General features: G+C 47.8%; 21 protein-coding genes and 1 riboswitch. All 21 genes read left to right on the top strand.

What is annotated here, in order from left to right; all coding sequences use genetic code 11:
* Positions 1-75: 75 nt before the first annotated feature.
* Positions 76-1,176: a redox-regulated ATPase YchF gene (gene ychF / locus ACSQ8P_RS00140; protein WP_436233383.1), complete on the top strand. Its 1,101-nt coding sequence runs from the start codon at positions 76-78 to the stop codon at positions 1,174-1,176.
* Positions 1,177-1,209: 33 nt separating this feature from the next.
* A complete protein-coding gene (gene prfA, locus ACSQ8P_RS00145; protein ID WP_436233384.1) occupies positions 1,210-2,274 on the top strand; it encodes a peptide chain release factor 1 in 1,065 nt (354 codons plus the stop codon).
* A complete protein-coding gene (gene prmC / locus ACSQ8P_RS00150) occupies positions 2,274-3,164 on the top strand; it encodes a peptide chain release factor N(5)-glutamine methyltransferase (RefSeq protein WP_436233385.1) in 891 nt (296 codons plus the stop codon). Before prfA ends, prmC begins: the two co-directional genes overlap by 1 nt.
* Positions 3,165-3,295: 131 nt before the next feature.
* A complete protein-coding gene (spoIIR, locus tag ACSQ8P_RS00155; protein WP_436233386.1) occupies positions 3,296-4,102 on the top strand; it encodes a stage II sporulation protein R in 807 nt (268 codons plus the stop codon).
* 46 nt (positions 4,103-4,148) lie between these two features.
* On the top strand, positions 4,149-5,216 hold the full coding sequence (locus ACSQ8P_RS00160) for an L-threonylcarbamoyladenylate synthase (protein WP_436233387.1): 1,068 nt from the start codon (positions 4,149-4,151) through the stop codon (positions 5,214-5,216).
* 65 nt (positions 5,217-5,281) lie between these two features.
* Positions 5,282-5,842: a manganese efflux pump MntP gene (locus ACSQ8P_RS00165; protein WP_436233388.1), complete on the top strand. Its 561-nt coding sequence runs from the start codon at positions 5,282-5,284 to the stop codon at positions 5,840-5,842.
* Positions 5,843-5,988: 146 nt separating this feature from the next.
* Positions 5,989-6,561, top strand: coding sequence for a low molecular weight protein arginine phosphatase (locus ACSQ8P_RS00170; protein ID WP_436233389.1), 573 nt, complete (start codon positions 5,989-5,991; stop codon positions 6,559-6,561).
* 109 nt (positions 6,562-6,670) lie between these two features.
* A riboswitch (ZMP/ZTP riboswitch) is annotated at positions 6,671-6,751 on the top strand.
* 104 nt (positions 6,752-6,855) lie between these two features.
* The gene (gene rpiB, locus ACSQ8P_RS00175) at positions 6,856-7,314 is read left to right on the top strand and encodes a ribose 5-phosphate isomerase B (protein WP_436233390.1); all 459 of its coding nucleotides are present in this window, start codon (positions 6,856-6,858) and stop codon (positions 7,312-7,314) included.
* 15 nt (positions 7,315-7,329) lie between these two features.
* The gene (locus ACSQ8P_RS00180) at positions 7,330-7,935 is read left to right on the top strand and encodes a TIGR01440 family protein (RefSeq protein ID WP_436233391.1); all 606 of its coding nucleotides are present in this window, start codon (positions 7,330-7,332) and stop codon (positions 7,933-7,935) included.
* A gap of 35 nt (positions 7,936-7,970) precedes the next feature.
* Entirely contained in the window at positions 7,971-9,221 is a 1,251-nt protein-coding gene (gene glyA, locus ACSQ8P_RS00185; RefSeq protein ID WP_056611727.1) for a serine hydroxymethyltransferase, read from the top strand.
* An 821-nt stretch (positions 9,222-10,042) separates the two neighbouring features.
* On the top strand, positions 10,043-10,672 hold the full coding sequence (upp, locus tag ACSQ8P_RS00190) for a uracil phosphoribosyltransferase (protein ID WP_436233392.1): 630 nt from the start codon (positions 10,043-10,045) through the stop codon (positions 10,670-10,672).
* Between the two features lie 153 nt (positions 10,673-10,825).
* Positions 10,826-11,962, top strand: coding sequence for a non-hydrolyzing UDP-N-acetylglucosamine 2-epimerase (gene wecB / locus ACSQ8P_RS00195; RefSeq protein ID WP_436233393.1), 1,137 nt, complete (start codon positions 10,826-10,828; stop codon positions 11,960-11,962).
* Positions 11,963-12,185: 223 nt separating this feature from the next.
* Positions 12,186-12,407 (top strand): AtpZ/AtpI family protein, encoded by a 222-nt coding sequence (locus ACSQ8P_RS00200; protein ID WP_056611689.1) that lies wholly within the window; start codon positions 12,186-12,188, stop codon positions 12,405-12,407.
* Entirely contained in the window at positions 12,407-12,787 is a 381-nt protein-coding gene (locus tag ACSQ8P_RS00205; protein WP_436233394.1) for an ATP synthase subunit I, read from the top strand. Before ACSQ8P_RS00200 ends, ACSQ8P_RS00205 begins: the two co-directional genes overlap by 1 nt.
* A gap of 37 nt (positions 12,788-12,824) precedes the next feature.
* On the top strand, positions 12,825-13,532 hold the full coding sequence (gene atpB / locus ACSQ8P_RS00210) for a F0F1 ATP synthase subunit A (protein ID WP_310501116.1): 708 nt from the start codon (positions 12,825-12,827) through the stop codon (positions 13,530-13,532).
* A 79-nt stretch (positions 13,533-13,611) separates the two neighbouring features.
* Complete coding sequence (gene atpE, locus ACSQ8P_RS00215; protein WP_028556930.1) at positions 13,612-13,836, top strand: F0F1 ATP synthase subunit C; 225 nt, start codon at positions 13,612-13,614, stop codon at positions 13,834-13,836.
* A gap of 78 nt (positions 13,837-13,914) precedes the next feature.
* On the top strand, positions 13,915-14,400 hold the full coding sequence (atpF, locus tag ACSQ8P_RS00220; protein WP_056611682.1) for a F0F1 ATP synthase subunit B: 486 nt from the start codon (positions 13,915-13,917) through the stop codon (positions 14,398-14,400).
* Positions 14,397-14,930, top strand: coding sequence for a F0F1 ATP synthase subunit delta (locus ACSQ8P_RS00225; RefSeq protein ID WP_056611679.1), 534 nt, complete (start codon positions 14,397-14,399; stop codon positions 14,928-14,930). Before atpF ends, ACSQ8P_RS00225 begins: the two co-directional genes overlap by 4 nt.
* A gap of 32 nt (positions 14,931-14,962) precedes the next feature.
* On the top strand, positions 14,963-16,477 hold the full coding sequence (gene atpA / locus ACSQ8P_RS00230; protein ID WP_068669599.1) for a F0F1 ATP synthase subunit alpha: 1,515 nt from the start codon (positions 14,963-14,965) through the stop codon (positions 16,475-16,477).
* A 127-nt stretch (positions 16,478-16,604) separates the two neighbouring features.
* On the top strand, positions 16,605-17,462 hold the full coding sequence (gene atpG / locus ACSQ8P_RS00235; protein WP_029195659.1) for an ATP synthase F1 subunit gamma: 858 nt from the start codon (positions 16,605-16,607) through the stop codon (positions 17,460-17,462).
* Between the two features lie 48 nt (positions 17,463-17,510).
* Positions 17,511-18,908, top strand: coding sequence for a F0F1 ATP synthase subunit beta (atpD, locus tag ACSQ8P_RS00240; protein ID WP_436233395.1), 1,398 nt, complete (start codon positions 17,511-17,513; stop codon positions 18,906-18,908).
* Positions 18,909-18,938 lie beyond the last annotated feature (30 nt).

Raw genomic sequence — 18,938 nt, forward strand, 5'->3', positions numbered from 1 at the left:
GCAGGCTTTTTTTTGCCCGCTAAGTACTATATAATAAGAAGGATGATTTTCGAAAATTAAGGAGTTGTAACGACAATGGCTTTGAAAGCAGGTATCGTCGGTCTACCGAACGTAGGAAAATCGACATTGTTTAATGCAATTACACAGGCGGGGGCAGAATCTGCGAATTATCCGTTCTGTACGATCGATCCGAATGTTGGGGTAGTAGAAGTACCAGACGAGAGATTGCAGAAGCTGGTGGAAATCGTTGTGCCTAAGAGCATCGTGCCGACAGCCTTCGAATTCGTTGACATTGCGGGTTTGGTTAAGGGTGCGAGCAAAGGCGAAGGCCTTGGAAATAAATTTCTAGCACACATCCGCGAAGTTGATGCGATTGTGCATGTTGTCCGTTGTTTTGAGGATGATAATATTACTCACGTTTCTGGGAAAGTCGATCCGATTGGCGACATCGAGACGATTAATCTTGAATTGATTTTGGCAGACATTGAGTCGGTTGATAAAAAGATCGAGCGTTCACGCAAAAACCTCAAAGGTGGCGACAAGAAAGTGGTTGCTGAAGTTGAGTGTTTGGAACGTATCAAAGAAGCCTTATATAATGATATGCCAGCACGCAGCTTGGATTTGACAGAAGATGAGCGCCTCCTGGTTCGCGATCTACATTTGCTAACGATGAAGCCAGTGCTTTACGCGGCAAACGTGAGTGAAGATGAAGTTGCAACGGCGGACGAGAATGCTTACGTTAAAATCGTGAAGGAATTCGCAGAAAAAGAAAACAACGAAGTTGTTTCCATCAGTGCGAAGGTTGAATCCGAAATCGCTGAGCTGGAAGATGAAGAAAAAGCGATGTTCCTGGAAGAGTTGGGACTTCAAGAGTCCGGCTTGAATAGATTAATTAAAGCTGCTTATCGTAAACTCGGCTTGTACACGTATTTCACGGCTGGGGTTCAAGAGGTTAGAGCATGGACGATTCGTAAAGGAACGAAAGCTCCGCAAGCAGCTGGCGTGATTCATACGGATTTCGAACGTGGATTTATTCGTGCAGAAGTTGTTTCTTATAACGATTTGGCTGCTGCTGGATCCATGGCGGGTGCGAAAGAAAAAGGTCAAGTACGTCTTGAAGGTAAAGAGTACGTGGTAAATGACGGCGACGTTATGCATTTCCGTTTCAACGTTTAATTGATTATAAAAATAAGAAAGGAGTGATCCCCTATGTTGGATCGACTTCAGTCCATTGTGGACCGCTATGAAAAACTAAGCGAGTTATTGTGTGACCCGGATGTAACGAGTGATACGAAGAAACTAAGAGAGTATTCCAAAGAGCAATCTGATCTTCAGGAAGCTTACGATGCTTATAATGAGTATAAGAGCGTGAGTGAACAGCTAGCTGATGCGAAAGTGATGCAGAATGAGAAGCTGGATGATGAGATGCGCGAAATGGTCAAAATGGAGATCGAAGAGCTTAGCGAACAATCCGCTAAACTAGAAGAACATCTCCGCATCTTGATGATGCCGAAAGACCCTAATGATGACAAGAACGTCATCGTGGAAATTCGCGGCGCTGCAGGCGGCGATGAAGCTGCGCTGTTCGCAGGCGATCTCTACCGGATGTATACGCGTTATGCGGATGCGCAAGGTTGGAGAACGGAAATTTTGGATGCTTCCGTGAATGATTTGGGCGGATTTAAAGAAATTATTTTCATGATTACGGGTAAAGGTGCTTATAGTAAGCTCAAGTTTGAGAGCGGTGCGCACCGTGTTCAACGTATTCCAGTAACGGAATCCGGTGGACGGATCCACACCTCCACGTCGACGGTTGTTGTTATGCCAGAGGCAGAAGATGTGGAAGTCGTGATTCATGATGCCGATATTCGCGTCGATACGTTCTGTTCCAGTGGAGCGGGCGGTCAGTCCGTTAATACAACGAAATCCGCTGTGCGTGTAACTCACGTACCAACTGGTATCGTCGCAACGTGTCAGGATGGAAAATCGCAAAACTCCAATAAAGAGTCAGCGCTTCGCGTACTTCGTACGCGGATTTCAGATAAATTGCGTGAAGAAGAAGAAGCGAAATATGCGGGCGAGCGTAAAAGCAAAGTCGGAACGGGCGACCGTTCAGAGCGTATTCGTACTTACAACTTCCCGCAAAGCCGGATTACCGATCACCGTATCGGCTTGACGTTACACCGTCTAGAAACGGTATTAAACGGCGATATGGCGGAAATTGTGTCAGCATTAACGATTGCTGCACAATCCGATGCCTTAGAGGCGATGTAATGACGACTGCAAACATGAGTGTGAGAGAAGCCTTTGTGAAGGCTTCTTCTTTTTTAGCGGAGCAAGGCGTCGCAGAGGCTTCGTCTTGCACGGAACTGCTGCTGCAGCACCTCTTAGGCGGCTGCAGTCGGACCGAGCTGCTGTTCCGCTGGTGGCAGGAACAGATGCCGAAAGAGCTGGTCGCCACTTGGGACCAGCTAGTTGCAAGGAAGGCCGTGGGTGAACCGGTGCAGTACATCACCGGTGAGCAGGATTTCTTCGGCCTTCCGTTTGAAGTCGGGCCGGCCGTGCTGATCCCGCGGCCGGAGACCGAGCTGCTCGTGGAGGCGTTGCTCCACGAGGGCTCGCGTCTGTTTCCGCAAGGCGCTCCGCTGCTTGCGGATGTGGGCACCGGGAGTGGTATCATCCCGGTGACGATCGCACACGCGCGCCCTACATGGCGCGTGGCGGCCAGCGACATCTCCGCGGCAGCGCTGGAGATGGCCCGCAAGAATGCGCAGCGCCACGGGGTGGCTGAGCGTGTGGAGTGGCTCGAGGGCGACCTCCTCGAGCCTTATATTGAGCGCGGGCTCGCGCCGGATATATTGGTGTCGAACCCACCATACATCCCGGATGGCGACCTGCCGGCGCTAATGCCTGAGGTGCGGCTATTCGAGCCGCACACTGCTCTATTCGGCGGTGTCGAGGGACTCGACCTGTACCGCCGCATGATCTCGCAGCTGCACCGGCTACCACGAATCCCGACTGTGGTCGGGTTCGAGGTGGGCATCGGGCAGGCGGAGGCGGTTGCGGCGTTGTTGCGTGCCGCCGCGGAATGGACGGAGATCCGCTTCGTGCAGGATCTCCAGGGAATCGAACGCCACGTGGTCGCGATCCGCTCTCCCGAGTAGCCGATTCTCAGAGATCGTCTGCATCTTTCTACCAACTCTATCATTTTGCAAAAAATCATAGATTCATAGGTTTAGCCCCTCCCACTATTGTCCATACTGGCTAGTAGATGACGGGAAAGGGGCTACTCTCCATGGTTAAGAGAACGGAGCGCCACTCAGTTAATAGCCTATTATTCATTGTTTTTGCACTTATCCTTATGATTATGTGTTGGGAATCCAATCGTACGAACGCGGCGGTTATTTCGCCTACGATACCGGAAGAATCGATTCGTTTGCGTATTCTAGCAAATTCCGATTCTGCGCAGGACCAAGCTTTGAAACGCGAGATTCGCGATGCGATTATTGCCCGTATGACGGAGTGGGTTGTTGGACCACATTCCTTGGACGAGGCCAGAGCGGTCGTGAGTGCGCATTTGCCTGAATTCGATCAACTGGTTGGCGAGATGATTGCATCCCGCGGCTACAACTATCCGCATACAGTGGAGCTAGGTGTTGTCCCTTTTCCAACCAAAATGTACGGAAATGACGTCTACCCCGCTGGGGATTATGAAGCTTTGCGTGTTGTAATTGGTTCTGGTGAAGGACAAAATTGGTGGTGCGTCTTATTTCCACCGTTATGCTTTGTAGATTCGGTATCAGGTGAAGCGGTTGCTTCGGCTGCAGTTGTGGTGGCCAAAACGACGGACGAGAATGGCAAGGAAAAGCAGCCGGTTAAAGAAGATAAGGCTAAAGCTAATGTTAGTGAAACACCGTCTGCCAAGAAGAAAGACGAAGTTGCTAGCAAGGATAAAGCAGCTTCCACGGAGAAAGTTGCCAAGAAAGACGCTAAAGTTGAAGTTGTAGCAGCTTCGGTTTCCACATCCGAAGAGCCAGCTCAACCGAAAGTAAAGTTCTTCATTTGGGAAATGTTTAAGGCGATATTTTCGTGGTTTAGCTAACCGCTATACATACATTTATTTCATATAAGTAAGGATGAGAGTGATTGTGACAACCTACTGGAACGTGGATCAAGGGGAACAGAGCGCGACAGCGCAGTATATAACAGAGGCAGCGAACCTTCTGCAGCAAGGGGATACAGTTGCTTTTCCGACTGAAACGGTGTATGGACTTGGTGCGGATGCGACGAATACGGCAGCGGTAAAACAGATTTTCGCCGCGAAGGGGAGGCCCTCCGATAATCCTCTGATTGTGCATATAGCTGACGCGACGCAGCTCTCAGGCCTTGTTCAGCCAGATAGTCTCACAGCTCATCATCAGGTGCTTATGAAGGCTTTCTGGCCCGGACCTTTAACCATTGTGCTACCTGTACTTGCAGGTAGCCTTTCGCCGTTGGTTACAGCAGGACTGCAAACCGTCGGTATCCGTATACCTGATCATCCGGTGGCTCTACAGCTGCTGCGAGTAGCGGAGCTTCCGATAGCAGCACCAAGTGCGAATAGTTCGGGTAGACCGAGCCCGACGCTGGCATCGCATGTACGCGATGATTTGGATGGCAAAATTGGTGGAATTGTAGACGGTGGTGCAACGGGTGTCGGTGTAGAATCAACGGTTATTCAACTTATAGACGAAGAGTTATATGTGTTGCGACCAGGTGGTGTGACTGCGGAGCAGTTGCAGGCGGTTTTGCCAGACCTGCTTATTCATTTGGCTGAGCCAACTGAGGTAGAAGCTGCGGATACTCCTCGTGCGCCAGGTATGAAGTACACGCATTATGCACCGAAGGGCTATATGCACATCGTTCAAGGAGAAGACGATCTGGAAGTCTCAGCATGGATTCAGCGCGATATCGATGCCGCGAAGTCACGGGGAGAGTCGACGGGGATTCTCACTTTTAAAGAAAGAGTAGGCGGATACCGAGCGGATCTCGTTGTCGCATGCGGCTCCTTAGCACAACCAGAAACGATAGCTCGGGAGCTTTATGCCGCTCTACGGAATTTTGATCATAAAGGCATTAGCTATATTGTCGCAGAGGGCGTTCCAGATGCAGGGATTGGTAGCGCCATTATGAATCGACTGCTCAAAGCAGCGGGTCATGAGCGGGTCCGCCTCTAAAGTAGCATGATTCCCAGTTTGTCCGCATATCTTGAGAAAGAATCGTGGACAAGGGGGATCGTGCTATGCTCGCATCTGGGGTAGAAGTTGGGCAACTCATGACAATTGGAATAATGGCGATTGCTTTGGGCCTAGATGCTTTTTCGTTGGGAATTGGCATTGGGATGAAGGGCATTCGTCTGGTGGATATTTTGAAAATCAGCATTGTCATCGGTCTCTTTCACGTGCTCATGCCATTGATGGGGATGTTTATGGGGCAGTATGTCTCCCTCCTTCTGGGGAATGTCGCAACGGCGGCAGGGGGATGTTTACTTATTTTGCTTGGCGCACATATGGTATATAGCTCGATACGTGGGGAAGAGGCTACGGCATTCGATCATCGAACGTTATGGGGGCTTATCATTTTTGCCCTCAGTGTTAGTATAGATTCGTTCTCTGTGGGTGTTTCTCTCGGGATGTTTGCCACGGACATTGTGCTTACAGTACTTATCTTTGGTCTATTTGGCGGCTTGCTTTCGATAGCAGGTTTGCTGCTTGGCAGACGAGTTAGCGGTTGGATTGGGGAATATGGTGAGGCATTCGGTGGACTTATCCTGTTAGGGTTTGGGATCAAGTTTTTACTATGATACAATACGGGTAATTACGGACGGCGGTATAGTCGTTTATTTCAAAAATTTAGAATTTATAGGTTTCACACAAAATGTTGGCTAAATTTCTATATAAACGCATCCTCCTAAGAGGAGGGTGTAGTCGTTTATTTCGGGAGGATTTCATGTTGCGAATTCTATTTGTCTGTACAGGAAATACGTGCCGCAGTCCGTTAGCTGAAGGTTTGCTGCGTATGAGGGTGCATCAAGAGGGGCTTGCGGCGGAGGTTCGTTCGGCAGGTGTATCTGCGATGACGGGTGGTCCGATATCGAGAAACAGCCAGTCACTTCTTCATGAAGCGGGTTTCAAGGAATCTATCAGTTCGCTAGCGATTAGCACTGCGGATGTCGATTGGGCTGATCTGGTTTTGACGATGACGACGGGGCATAAACGTAAAGTGATTGGGCGCTTTCCTCATGCGGTCGAGAAGACGTATACGCTCAAAGAGTATGTAGAGGACGATGCTCGCATTCTGAAGGCTATAGAAGAGCGAGAGCAGCTTGCGACAGAGCTCCAGCTCAAACAAGCGCTATCTCAGACGGTATCTGTGGAAGAAAAAAGCCGCATGTATGCGCTGGAAAATGCGATTCCAGATTATGATATTTCAGATCCTTATGGCGGGTCACTAGCCGATTATCGTTATACAGCCGAGGAAATTAATCGGAGCTTGGATAAATTGGTGAAAAAATTACGCTAGCATTCCGAGGTTAAAGATGACGTTTGCTTTTTCCATAAAGGTCCTCGGTAGGATAGGTCAATAGAGCTTTACACATTGCTGGGAATGCGATAAAATACAAGTAACAAGCAAGACTCAATGTAACTGGCGACGAGTGGGAGTAACCACAATGGAGCATTGAGCTATACGGCCGGTCGCCTGGGCAAAAGAGCAACGCGCGTTTTTTAGCGTGTGCGCTCTTTTTTTCGTTTTTGGTGAGCTTTGGGATATAATAGGATGGTCGAATTCGAACAGTCAAAAAGGAGCGTTTTATTCATGAAAATTGCTTTAGGTGCAGATCATGCAGGCTATCGTTTGAAAGATGTTATCATTCCTTTTATTGAATCATTAGGTCATCAAGTGATCGATTTCGGATGCAGCTGCGGCGACTCCGTCGATTATCCGGATTATGCACTTCAGGTTTGCGAAAAAGTCGTTTCAGGAGACGCAGATAAAGGTATTCTACTTTGTGGAACTGGTATTGGGATGTCCATTGCTGCCAATAAAGTTCCGGGAATCCGCTGTGCACTTGTGCATGACCTTTTCTCCGCGAAGGCGACCCGTGAACATAATGATACGAATGTGCTAGCAATGGGTGAGCGAGTTGTTGGACCTGGCGTAGCAGAAGAAATCGTCAAAATTTGGTTGGAAACTGAGTTTTCGGAAGGTGTCCGCCATAAGAATCGAATCAACAAAGTGCAGAGCATCGAAGATCGTTTCACGGTTCACCCCTAGAAATGAGGTTGCGCAATGACAGATTCTATGTATGATCCTATCGCAGAAGCTTTGGAAGCGAATCTGCGTGAGCTGGTTACTGTTGGTAGCCTGCGTCCCGGCCATATCTTGGTGATCGGTACGAGCACGAGTGAAATTCTCGGACATCGAATTGGAACATCGGGTACGTTGGGTGCAGCAAAGCCGATTTTCGAGACGGTTGCGCGTATTTGCAGCGAGTTCGGGCTGCATGCCGCGTATCAGTGCTGCGAGCATTTGAATCGTGCGCTGGTCGTAGAAGAAGAGCTGCTGGGGTTAATTCCACAGCTTGAGGCGGTTTCTGTGATTCCCGTGCCGAAGGCCGGGGGTTCGATGGCTTCCTATGCGTACAGGCACTTCGTGAAGCCGGTCGTTGTCGAAACGATTCAGGCGCATGCGGGCATTGATATTGGCTCAACGCTGATTGGGATGCATCTGCGCAGAGTTGCTGTTCCTGTAAGGCCGCCGGTTCGCCATATTGGCCAGGCTTATGTCACGATGGCTTTCGCAAGGCCGAAGCTCATCGGTGGTACAAGAGCTGTATATTCCGCGGATTTGGCGGATCAACTTTATCAACAAGCTGCACCTGATGCAGATTGCTAATTTATTTTAACTATCATCTTTAGGAGGAATTCCATATGACAAACTTTTTGAGCAAGCAAGATCCGAAAATCGTAGAAGCGATGAACCTTGAGCTAGGCCGTCAACGCGACAAAATTGAGCTAATTGCTTCCGAGAACATCGTGAGCCAAGCGGTTCTTGAAGCTATGGGTACTGTACTTACGAACAAATATGCAGAAGGCTACCCAGGCAAAAGATACTATGGTGGCTGTGAGTACGTAGACATCGTGGAAGACATCGCTCGTGACCGCGCGAAAGAGCTTTTCGGTGCTGAGCACGCGAACGTTCAACCGCATTCCGGTGCGCAAGCGAACATGGCAGTTTACTTGGCTGCGCTAAACCCTGGTGACACGGTTCTGGGTATGAACCTTGCGCATGGTGGTCACTTAACACACGGTAGCCCTGTTAATGCTTCCGGTATCCTTTACAACTTCGTCGCTTACGGCGTAAGCGAAAAAGATTTCCGCATCGACTATGACGATGTTCGCAAAGCAGCTTTCAAACATAAGCCTCGCATGTTAGTTGCTGGCGCAAGTGCTTACCCGCGTACAATTGATTTCGAAGCATTGGCTTCGATCGCTAACGATGTAGGCGCATTGTTCTTCGTTGATATGGCGCATATCGCTGGATTAGTTGCAGCTGGCTTGCACCCGAACCCAGTGCCACACGCACATTTCGTAACAACTACAACACACAAAACGCTTCGTGGTCCTCGCGGCGGTATGATTCTTACGAAGAAAGCTTGGGCTGCAGCGATTGATAAAGCCGTATTCCCTGGTTCCCAAGGTGGACCTTTGATGCACACGATCGCAGCGAAAGCTGTTTCCTTTGGTGAAGCTCTTCAACCAGATTTCAAAGTGTACGGTCAAAACGTCATCAACAATGCTCAAGCATTGGCGACTGCTCTTACAGCTGAAGGTATCAACCTTGTTTCCGGCGGTACGGACAATCACTTGATGTTGGTTGACTTGCGTAACCTGAACATTTCCGGTAAAGACGCAGAGCACGTTTTGGATGAGATCGGTATTACAGCGAACAAAAACGCAATTCCTTTCGATCCAACTAGCCCGTTCGTAACAAGCGGTATCCGTTTGGGTACACCGGCTGTTACTTCCCGTGGTATGGACGAAGAAGCGATGAAAACAATCGCGAAAGTTATCGGTCTTACTTTGAAAAATCCGAAAGACGAAGCTACGCTGGAGAAAGCTCGTGGCATGGTATCCGATCTAACGGCACAATTCCCACTTTATCCAGGTTTGACTTACTAATAGCTACTTTTATAGGGCCAGCTCATAGGAGCTGGTCTTTTTTTTATTTCCGTCCAACCCCATAGGCTACTTCAACCTTCCACCCAACCCCTAAACTAGCTCCTGCCGCCTCGCTATCTCTACCTCTACCTTCCTTAGTCCGTCCCCTCAAGCTAGCTTCCGTTGCTGCCTTACGCCTACCTCCATCCCTACCCCTAAACTAGCTTTCCCGACCGCCGTCCCATACCCCATCCCTGCCGCCCCGCAATCTAACTGGATTTTCTCCATTTATTCACGAAAACACATCTGAATCGAGCAAATTAGCTGTAGTTTATACATCTAAACATGTATTACATGGGGACGCATGGACCGGACATCTCCGATCTGGAAAGTGCCGTGGATGAGGTAACATGGTGGGCGTACCGCAATCTTCAACGTATCGGCGTGGCTGTGGCTGACCATCCTACAGGTCCATGGACCCGTGGGACGTCGCCCGTGATCGATGTCTCCCCAGGAGAGTGGGATGGTCTCATGACGAGCAACCCTACGGTGTGCGAGACCGTAGACGGCCGTATCCTGATAATGTACAAAGGTGTGGCCGAGGGTCATCCGCCGAAGGGCGGGGCGGTTAACGCAGGCGTTGCCTTTGCCGATCATTCGTTGGGCACTTTCCGAAGCAGTCAGGCCCAACTGGAGTGTGCGGCTCACGAGGGTTTTTTGTCATGATTTTATATCAGGAGGAAAACCATGCATATTGTTCGGTTCTACAGCAGATAAGTTGGATAACATATGATATAATGGACGAGGTTTGCCTGACCTATAAGCTTAATTAGGAGGAACATATGGGTAAAGTACATATTTGCGATCATCCGCTTATCCAGCATAAGCTTACTTATATTCGGGATGAGAACACGACAACGAAGGATTTCAGAGCGCTTGTCGATGAAGTTGCTACATTAATGGTGTATGAAATTACAAGAGATCTGCCACTACAGCAAGTACAGGTGAAAACGCCGGTTACAACAGCGGATTGCCAAGTCATTTCGGGTAGAATGTTAGGTTTGATTCCTATTTTACGAGCTGGACTTGGGATGGTTGACGGTGTGTTAAAGCTCATGCCAGCTGCAAAAGTAGGCCATGTCGGCCTCTATCGCGATCCGGATACACTTCAACCTGTGGAGTACTATGTGAAGTTGCCTACCGATGTATTGGAGCGGGATTTACTCGTTATTGATCCAATGCTCGCTACAGGCGGATCTGCTAACGCAGCCATTGAAGTGCTGAAACGCAGAGGCTGTACACGTATCAAGCTAATGTGTCTCATTGCAGCACCTGAGGGCGTAGCTTCCGTACAAAAAGAACATCCAGATGTAGATATCTACGTCGCTGCGGTTGATGATCATTTGAATGATCATGGCTACATTGTGCCAGGTCTCGGGGATGCTGGGGATCGTCTGTACGGCACGGATTAATTTTTTTGAACAAAAGTAAAGCTTACGAAGTCAGTTTTCCTGTAAGAAAACTAGCTAATGCTTACGAAATCAGTTTTCTTTAACAGAAAACGTTAAAGTCAACGCTTACGAAGATAGCTTTCCTACGGAAAGCTTTAAGGGGAGAAGAAACCGATGAAACGTTTAAAAGTGATTACGATCTTCGGAACAAGACCTGAAGCTATCAAAATGGCTCCGCTCATTCTCGAGTTGGAGAAGCATCCTGAGCAGATTGAGTCTCTGGTATGCGTAACCGCACAGCATCGTCAGATGTTGGACCAAGTGCTCGATATTTTCAAAATCACACCGGATTTTGATCTTAATGTCATGAAGGATCGCCAAACATTGAATGAGATTACCATGCGTGTGCTGCAAGGCTTGGAACCTGTATTCCAAGAGGCGAAGCCAGATCTGATTCTTGTACATGGGGATACACTAACAACGTTCCTGGCAAGCTATGCGGCATTCATGCAGCAGATCCAAGTGGGTCACGTGGAAGCGGGTCTTCGTACGTGGAACAAATTGTCTCCATATCCAGAGGAAATGAACCGACAATTAACGGGCGTTATCGCTGATCTTCATTTCGCGCCGACACAACAATCCGCAGATAACCTGCGCAAAGAGAATAAATCAGAGTCCCAAATTTATGTGACGGGCAATACGGCTATCGATGTGTTCAAGTACACCGTGCAGGAGAATTTCGAGCACCCCATTCTTGAATGGGCGGCGGGCCGCAAGTTGATCTTGATGACAGCACATCGCCGGGAAGCACAAGGGGAACCGCATCGTCAAATTTTCCGTGCTGTGAAACGTATCGCCGATGAATTCGAGGACATTGCAATTGTTTATCCGGTGCATCCGAATCCGGTGGTTGTGGAGCCTGCCAATGAAATTCTTGGTAATCATCCACGAATCAAACTGATTGATCCGCTTGACGTCTTCGAACTCCATAATTTCTATCCACATACGTATATGATTCTCACAGACTCTGGTGGTCTTCAAGAAGAGGCGCCGACCTTCGGAGTTCCTGCTCTCGTACTGCGTGACACAACAGAGCGTCCAGAAGGCATTCAAGCCGGGACTTTGGAGCTAGTTGGAACGGATGAAGAAGCGGTGTACGAGCGTGCTCGCGCGTTGTTAACGGATGCCAATTTGTACAATAAAATGAGCCAAGCTGCGAACCCTTACGGAGACGGAAAAGCGTCTGAACGCATTGTTCAAGCGATTCTTCATCACTTCGGCAGGACTACGGAACGTCCTGAATCTTTCTAACCGTGACAAAATCATGACAAACGCTACAGCGTACAGTTGGACTGTTCGGTTTCAAAAAGCGCAAACCCTAGAGCCGCAAGGCTCTAAGGAGTTTTGTGAGATGTGACAAATGAAGTTCCGTCAATTGACAAACTTAGCATGGCTTCGATACAATGAATGAGGATTCGTAGCAGATGAGCTACGAGACGCGTTTTCCCATGTGGAAAACACCCAGGAGGGTGCAATGAAACGGCCAAATTCCAATGATAATCCTTGGCGGGCAGTAGCGTTAACTAGTGCAATTGGCATAGACCTTGTCGTATGTTTGGCAGCCGGATATTTCTTCGGTGATTGGTTAAGTGGCGCACTAGGCGGACAGATCTGGTTGTTAGTCGGGTTTTTACTTGGGCTTGTAACCGGCATCATGAGCATTTACTTCATGATTAAGCGGTACGGAGGGCTATGATGGACGACTTTTCAGCCACTCTGAAAACGGTTCAAAATGTATTTCTTTTCTTTTTATCCTTTTGTTTGGCTGCATGGGCGCTTCTTGTCGATTACCGGGTTTACGTTGCGGGGATAATGCTTGGGGCTTGTGCGAGTATGATCAATGCAAGGTTCCTAGCTTGGAAGATTAACAAGCTGGCAGCAGCTGCGATAGAGCAGTCAGGGCGCAAGGTAACCCTTGGCTTTCTGACAAGGGCAGCAATCGCGGGGTTTGTAGGTTTGATTGCCGTTAGGTATCCTGAACATGTTGCATTAACTACGACGATTGTTGGATACTTTTTTGCTCAATTGGCAACACTCGTACTGGGTATTCTTTCTATTAAGAAGTCTAAGAAGTAATTCCACGATGTAACTTCAACGGATGAAAGGGGTGAAAATGGAAAATATGGAACATCACGCGCCAATATATAATTGGTTTGGTATTGATTTCGATGCATCAGCACTACTGATGATCGGGATTACCACAGTTATCGTGCTAATTCTTGCTATTGCAGGAGCGAGCCGAGCATCCGTAACAAATCCTTCGAAACTTCAAAACTTCATGGAATGGACGATTGAATTCGTAGAAGGCATTATTGGAAGCACGATCGGTTCCAAGCATGGCAAAGGATTTATCGCACTTGGTCTTACACTCATCATGTATATCTTTATCGGCAACATGCTCGGCCTTCCTTTCTCAATCGTGACGGAAGATCATGTATCTTGGTGGAAATCACCGACAGCTGATATCGCTGTTACAGGAGCACTAACGGTAGTTGTTATCGTACTAAGTCATTACTTAGGGATAACTCGTAACACGAAGCATTACTTCGCGCATTACTTTGAGTTCAAAGGGGCAATGTTGATCCTTCATTTAATTGAAGTTGTATCTAAGCCGCTTACGCTTGCGTTCCGTCTTTACGGTAACATTTATGCAGGTGAAATCATGATATCTGTCATTATTGGAGCAGGTTGGTTTGGAATTGCGCCTCTCTTCGTATGGCAGGGCTTCAGTGTGTTCGTAGGTGCGATTCAAGCCTTCGTATTCACGATGTTGACCATGGTTTATATCTCACAAACATTGATTCATGAAGAAAAGCACTAAGCATTAGACTTACCTCGGGAAGTCTCGAGTCACTTATAAAACAACAAAAAACCTAAGAGTTTAAGGGAGGATTTTATCAATGGGAGCAATAGCATTAGTAGCAGCAGGTATCGTATTCGGTTTGGGAGCACTAGGTGCAGGTATTGGTAACGGTTTGATCGTAGGTCGTGCTTTGGAAGGTATTTCTCGTCAACCAGAACTTCGTGGTACGCTTCAAACAACAATGTTTATCGGGGTAGGTCTAGTTGAGGCAATGCCGGTCGTTGCATTGGTTCTTGCGTTCATCTTTATGGGAAAAGCTTAAGAAACCGCTTGGCGTTGATGGCCGAAGTCGCCACCACGCCTTCGTTTTGCCCATGTTATCAGAAGGGAGTGACGTTACTTGCATATTGAATGGTCCACATTTTGGATACAACTTGTCGCGTTTTTAATTTTATATTTGTTGCTTTCTAAATTTGCGTTCGGTCCTCTGTTCGGCATGATGGAGAAACGCAGACAATTGGTGAAAGACCAAATTCAAACAGCTGAAACTAGCCGTAAACAGGCAGAGCAACTGTTGGAGGAACAAAAGCAAGCGCTGCAACAAACTCGTAAGGAAGCTTACGACATCATTGAGCAAGCGAAGCACACAGGCTCCAAGCAAGCGGATGATATTATTCATGCAGCTAGTGCAGAAGCAAACCGTCTGAAAGACGAAGCGCTTAAAGATATCGAAAATGAGAAGAACAAAGCGGTTGCCGCTCTTCGCAGCCAAGTTGGCGCGATGTCCGTTCTGATCGCATCCAAAATTATTGAGAAACAAATCGACGAAAAGTCACAAGAAGAACTTGTTGAGCATTACCTCAAAGAGGTAGGAGGCAACGTATGAGTGACATCGTCGTAGCGAAGCGTTATGCCAAAGCTTTATTCGAAGTAGCGAAGGAAAAGAATATTATTTCCCAAGTTGAAGATGAGCTTAAATCTGTAGCTAGTGCGATTAGGGATAATGCAGACTTGCAGAAGTTCCTGAACCATCCGAACATCGGGAATACCGCTAAAACGGACCTGCTGAAGCAGATTTTCGAAGGCAAAGTTTCCGAACCGGTGTGGAACACGCTGCTTGTCTTGATTGATAAAGGTAGACAGTCCATTGTTTCTGCTTTGGCGAACGATTATGCCAAAGTTGCAAATGAAGCGCTTGGTCAAGCGAGTGCGACTGTATACTCTGCATACGTACTTTCGGATGCACAACAAGCTGAGATTGCTTCACATTTCAGTAAAGTAACTGGTAAAACGATCCGTGTTTCGTCTGTAGTTGAGCCTAAGTTGCTCGGCGGCATTCAAGTGCGTATCGGTGATCGTTTATATGATGGAAGCTTGGCAGGCAAACTTGATCGTTTGGCCAAAGCGTTAGTTTAATATAACCACTGTAAGAATAGGGGTGAAGTTCGTTGAGTATCAAACCTGAAGAAATCAGCTCATTGATTAAGCAACAGATTGAAAACTATAATTCCGATATCCAAGTAGTTGATGTAGGTACAGTCATTCAAGTAGGTGACGGTATTGCTCGTGCTCACGGCTTGGAAAACGTTATGGCAGGCGAGCTGCTTGAGTTCCCGAGCGGCGTACTAGGCTATGCTTTTAACCTTGAGGAAAGCAACGTAGGTATCGTTATTCTTGGACCTTACAGAGATATTCGTGAAGGAGACCAAGTTAAACGTACAGGCCGTATCATGGAGGTTCCAGTTGGTGAAGAACTTCTAGGTCGTGTAGTTAACTCCTTGGGTCAACCTGTCGATGGCAGAGGTCCAATCAATACAACAGCGTTCCGCCCTGTAGAGAACATGGCTCCAGGCGTAATGGCTCGTAAATCCGTACATGAACCAATGCAAACAGGTATTAAAGCGATTGACGCTATGGTACCAGTTGGCCGTGGTCAACGTGAGTTGATCATTGGTGACCGTCAAACAGGTAAAACGGCGATTGCGATCGACGCAATCATCAACCAAAAAGGCAATGGCGTGAAATGTATCTACGTTGCTATCGGTCAAAAACAATCCACAGTTGTAGGTGTTGTTGAAACCCTTCGTGCTGCTGGTGCGCTTGACTACACAATCGTAGTAACAGCTTCCGCTTCCGAGCCTTCACCGATGCTATGGTTAGCTCCATACTCCGGTTGTGCTATGGCTGAGTACTTCATGTACAAAGGCGAGCACGTTCTTATCGTATACGATGACTTGTCCAAACAAGCTGCCGCATACCGTGAGTTGTCCCTCTTGCTTCGTCGTCCACCAGGTCGTGAAGCTTATCCAGGGGACGTATTCTACTTGCACTCCCGTTTGCTAGAGCGTGCTGCGAAATTGAACGATGAGCTTGGCGGCGGTTCCATTACGGCGCTTCCATTCATTGAAACACAAGCAGGCGATATCTCTGCATACATTCCAACGAACGTAATTTCCATCACAGATGGTCAAATCTTCTTGGAATCCGATTTGTTCTACTCCGGTCAGCGTCCAGCGGTTAACGTTGGTAACTCTGTATCCCGTGTAGGGGGCTCCGCTCAAACGAAAGCGATGAAAAAAGTTGCCGGTACACTTCGTGTAGACTTGGCACAATATCGTGAGCTTGCTGCGTTTGCCGCATTCGGATCCGATTTGGATAGAGCGACTAAAGCTCGTTTGGATCGTGGGGTTCGTACGCTTGAAATCTTGAAACAAGGCGTTCACCAACCAATGTCTTTGGAGAAGCAAGTTGCTTCCCTATACACGGTTGTTAAAGGTCATGTGGATGATATTCCAGTTCAAGATGTAACGCGTTTCGAAGCACAATTCTTGGCTTTCTTGGAATCCAACCGTCCTGAAATTCTGCATAGCATTCGTGACACGAAAGATATTACTGCGGATAACGATAAAGCATTGGTTGATGCAATCAATACATTTAAAAAGAGCTTTGCAGTTTCAGAATAATTCATGATGGCAGAGCTTCATGTGAAGTGAAGCTCTTGCTACCATGTGAATCCTGAGGCAGGCGGACGCCTGAATTCAGGTCTTCGAATGAAGGCTTTTCTAAGCCTCAAAAGAGAGGTGAGCAGGTATGGCAAAAGGAATGCGCGAGATTAAGCGCCAAATTAAATCCACACAAAGCACGAAGCAAATCACGAGAGCAATGGAAATGGTTGCAGCAGCTAACTTACGTAGAGCACAGCAATCAGCGGAAGCGGCACGTCCGTACTCCGAGAAGTTGAAAGAAGTGGTTGCAAGCATTGCAGCTGGCACCAAAGGCGTGAAGCACCCGATGCTACAATCACGTGAAGTGAAGAAAACGGCCTATTTGGTCATTACTTCCGACCGTGGTCTCGCTGGTGGTTACAACGCCAACGTGTTGCGTAAAGCAATGACTGAAATTCGTGAAAATCATAAATCTACAGCTGAGTACTCCGTCTTCGTAATCGGACGTAAAGGAAGCAATTTCTTCTCGAAACGAAATATTCCGATTGTTGAAGAAGTAACCGGTGTTCCGGATACCCCGAAATTCTCGGATATTAAGCCTGTTGCCACTGCAGCGGTTGCTAATTTCGTTAACGGCACGTATGACCAACTGTTCTTGATTTACAACAAGTTCCAAAACGCGATTACCCAAATTCCAACCATGATTCGTCTGCTTCCTATGGAAGATGTATCCGGCGTGGCTGCAGCTAGCTATGAGTATGAGCCGTCACCGGAAGGCGTTCTGGAAGTACTGCTCCCTAAATATGCTGAGACGCTTATTTACAGTGCTGTTCTGGAAGGTAAAGCGAGTGAGTTTGGCGCGAGAATGACAGCGATGAACTCCGCTACGAAGAATGCAACGAAGATGATCAGCAGCTACACATTGGCTTACAACCGTGCGCGCCAAGCTTCGATTACGCAAGAAATTTCGGAAATCGTCGCTGGAGCAAACGCGAACGCATAATGATAAACGGTCTCGATGGAGACACAAGCTTTACTTAGGAGGGAAACCATGAGCAAAGGGCGCGTTGTGAATATTACAGGGCCTGTCGTCGACATTGAGTTCGAACGCGGACAACTCCCTGAAATTCTGAATGCAATCAAAATTGAAAGAACCGAAGGTGGAGTATCCTCCACTATGACGGTTGAAGCGGCTGTTCACCTTGGTGACAACCTCGTACGTTGCGTAGCAATGTCCTCAACAGATGGACTTGTACGTGGTGCCGTAGCAACAGATACTGGCGCAGCGATTACTGTACCTGTAGGTGCAGCAACACTTGGTCGTGTATTTAACGTATTGGGCGATCCGATCGATGGTAACGAAACGGTTGACCGTACATTTACTAGCCCGATCCACAAAGAAGCTCCTGCATTCGACAACTTGTCGACAAAATCAGAGATTCTTGAAACAGGTATTAAAGTTATTGACTTGATGGCTCCTTATGCAAAAGGTGGTAAAATTGGTCTCTTCGGTGGTGCCGGCGTAGGTAAAACGGTAACAATGCAAGAGCTAATTCACAACATTGCACAAGAGCACGGCGGTATCTCCGTATTTGCAGGCGTTGGTGAGCGTACTCGTGAAGGTAATGACCTTTACCACGAGATGAAAGACTCCGGCGTTATCGCAAAAACAGCGATGGTATTCGGTCAAATGAACGAGCCTCCAGGCGCGCGTCTTCGCGTAGCTTTGTCCGGTTTGACAATGGCTGAGTATTTCCGTGACGAAGAAGGAAGAGACGTTCTTCTTTTCATCGATAACATCTTCCGTTTCACACAAGCAGGTTCCGAGGTTTCCGCTTTGTTAGGCCGTATGCCTTCCGCGGTAGGTTACCAACCAACCCTAGCTACAGAAATGGGTCAATTGCAAGAGCGTATTACCTCCACGAAAAAAGGTTCCGTTACTTCCATTCAAGCGATTTACGTTCCTGCCGATGACTACACGGATCCGGCTCCAGCAACGGCTTTCGCTCACTTGGACGCAACAACGAACTTGGAGCGTAGCATCGCGGCTGCAGGTATTTTCCCTGCGGTAGATCCACTAGCATCATCTTCCCGTGTTTTGACACCAGAAATCGTTGGTGAAGAGCACTATAAAGTAGCACAAGGCGTTAAACAAATTCTTCAACGTTACAAAGAGCTTCTGGATATCATTGCGATCTTGGGTATGGATGAGTTGTCTGATGAGGACAAATTGGTCGTTACTCGTGCGCGTCGTCTTCGTTTGTTCTTGTCTCAGCCGCTTCACGTTGCTGAGCCGTTCAACGGATTCCCAGGCTTGTATGTACCAATGAAAGATACCGTGCGCAGCTTCAAAGAAGTTCTTGAAGGTAAGCACGACAATCTTCCTGAAGTTGCTTTCCACAACGTGGGAACAATTGAGGATGCGATCGCGAAAGCTAAAACGCTGTAAGTTGCATTTGCATACTCGCTAAGTTAGCTT

The organism is Paenibacillus sp. LjRoot153 (assembly GCF_964253085.1).
GTDB lineage: Bacteria > Bacillota > Bacilli > Paenibacillales > NBRC-103111 > Paenibacillus_E.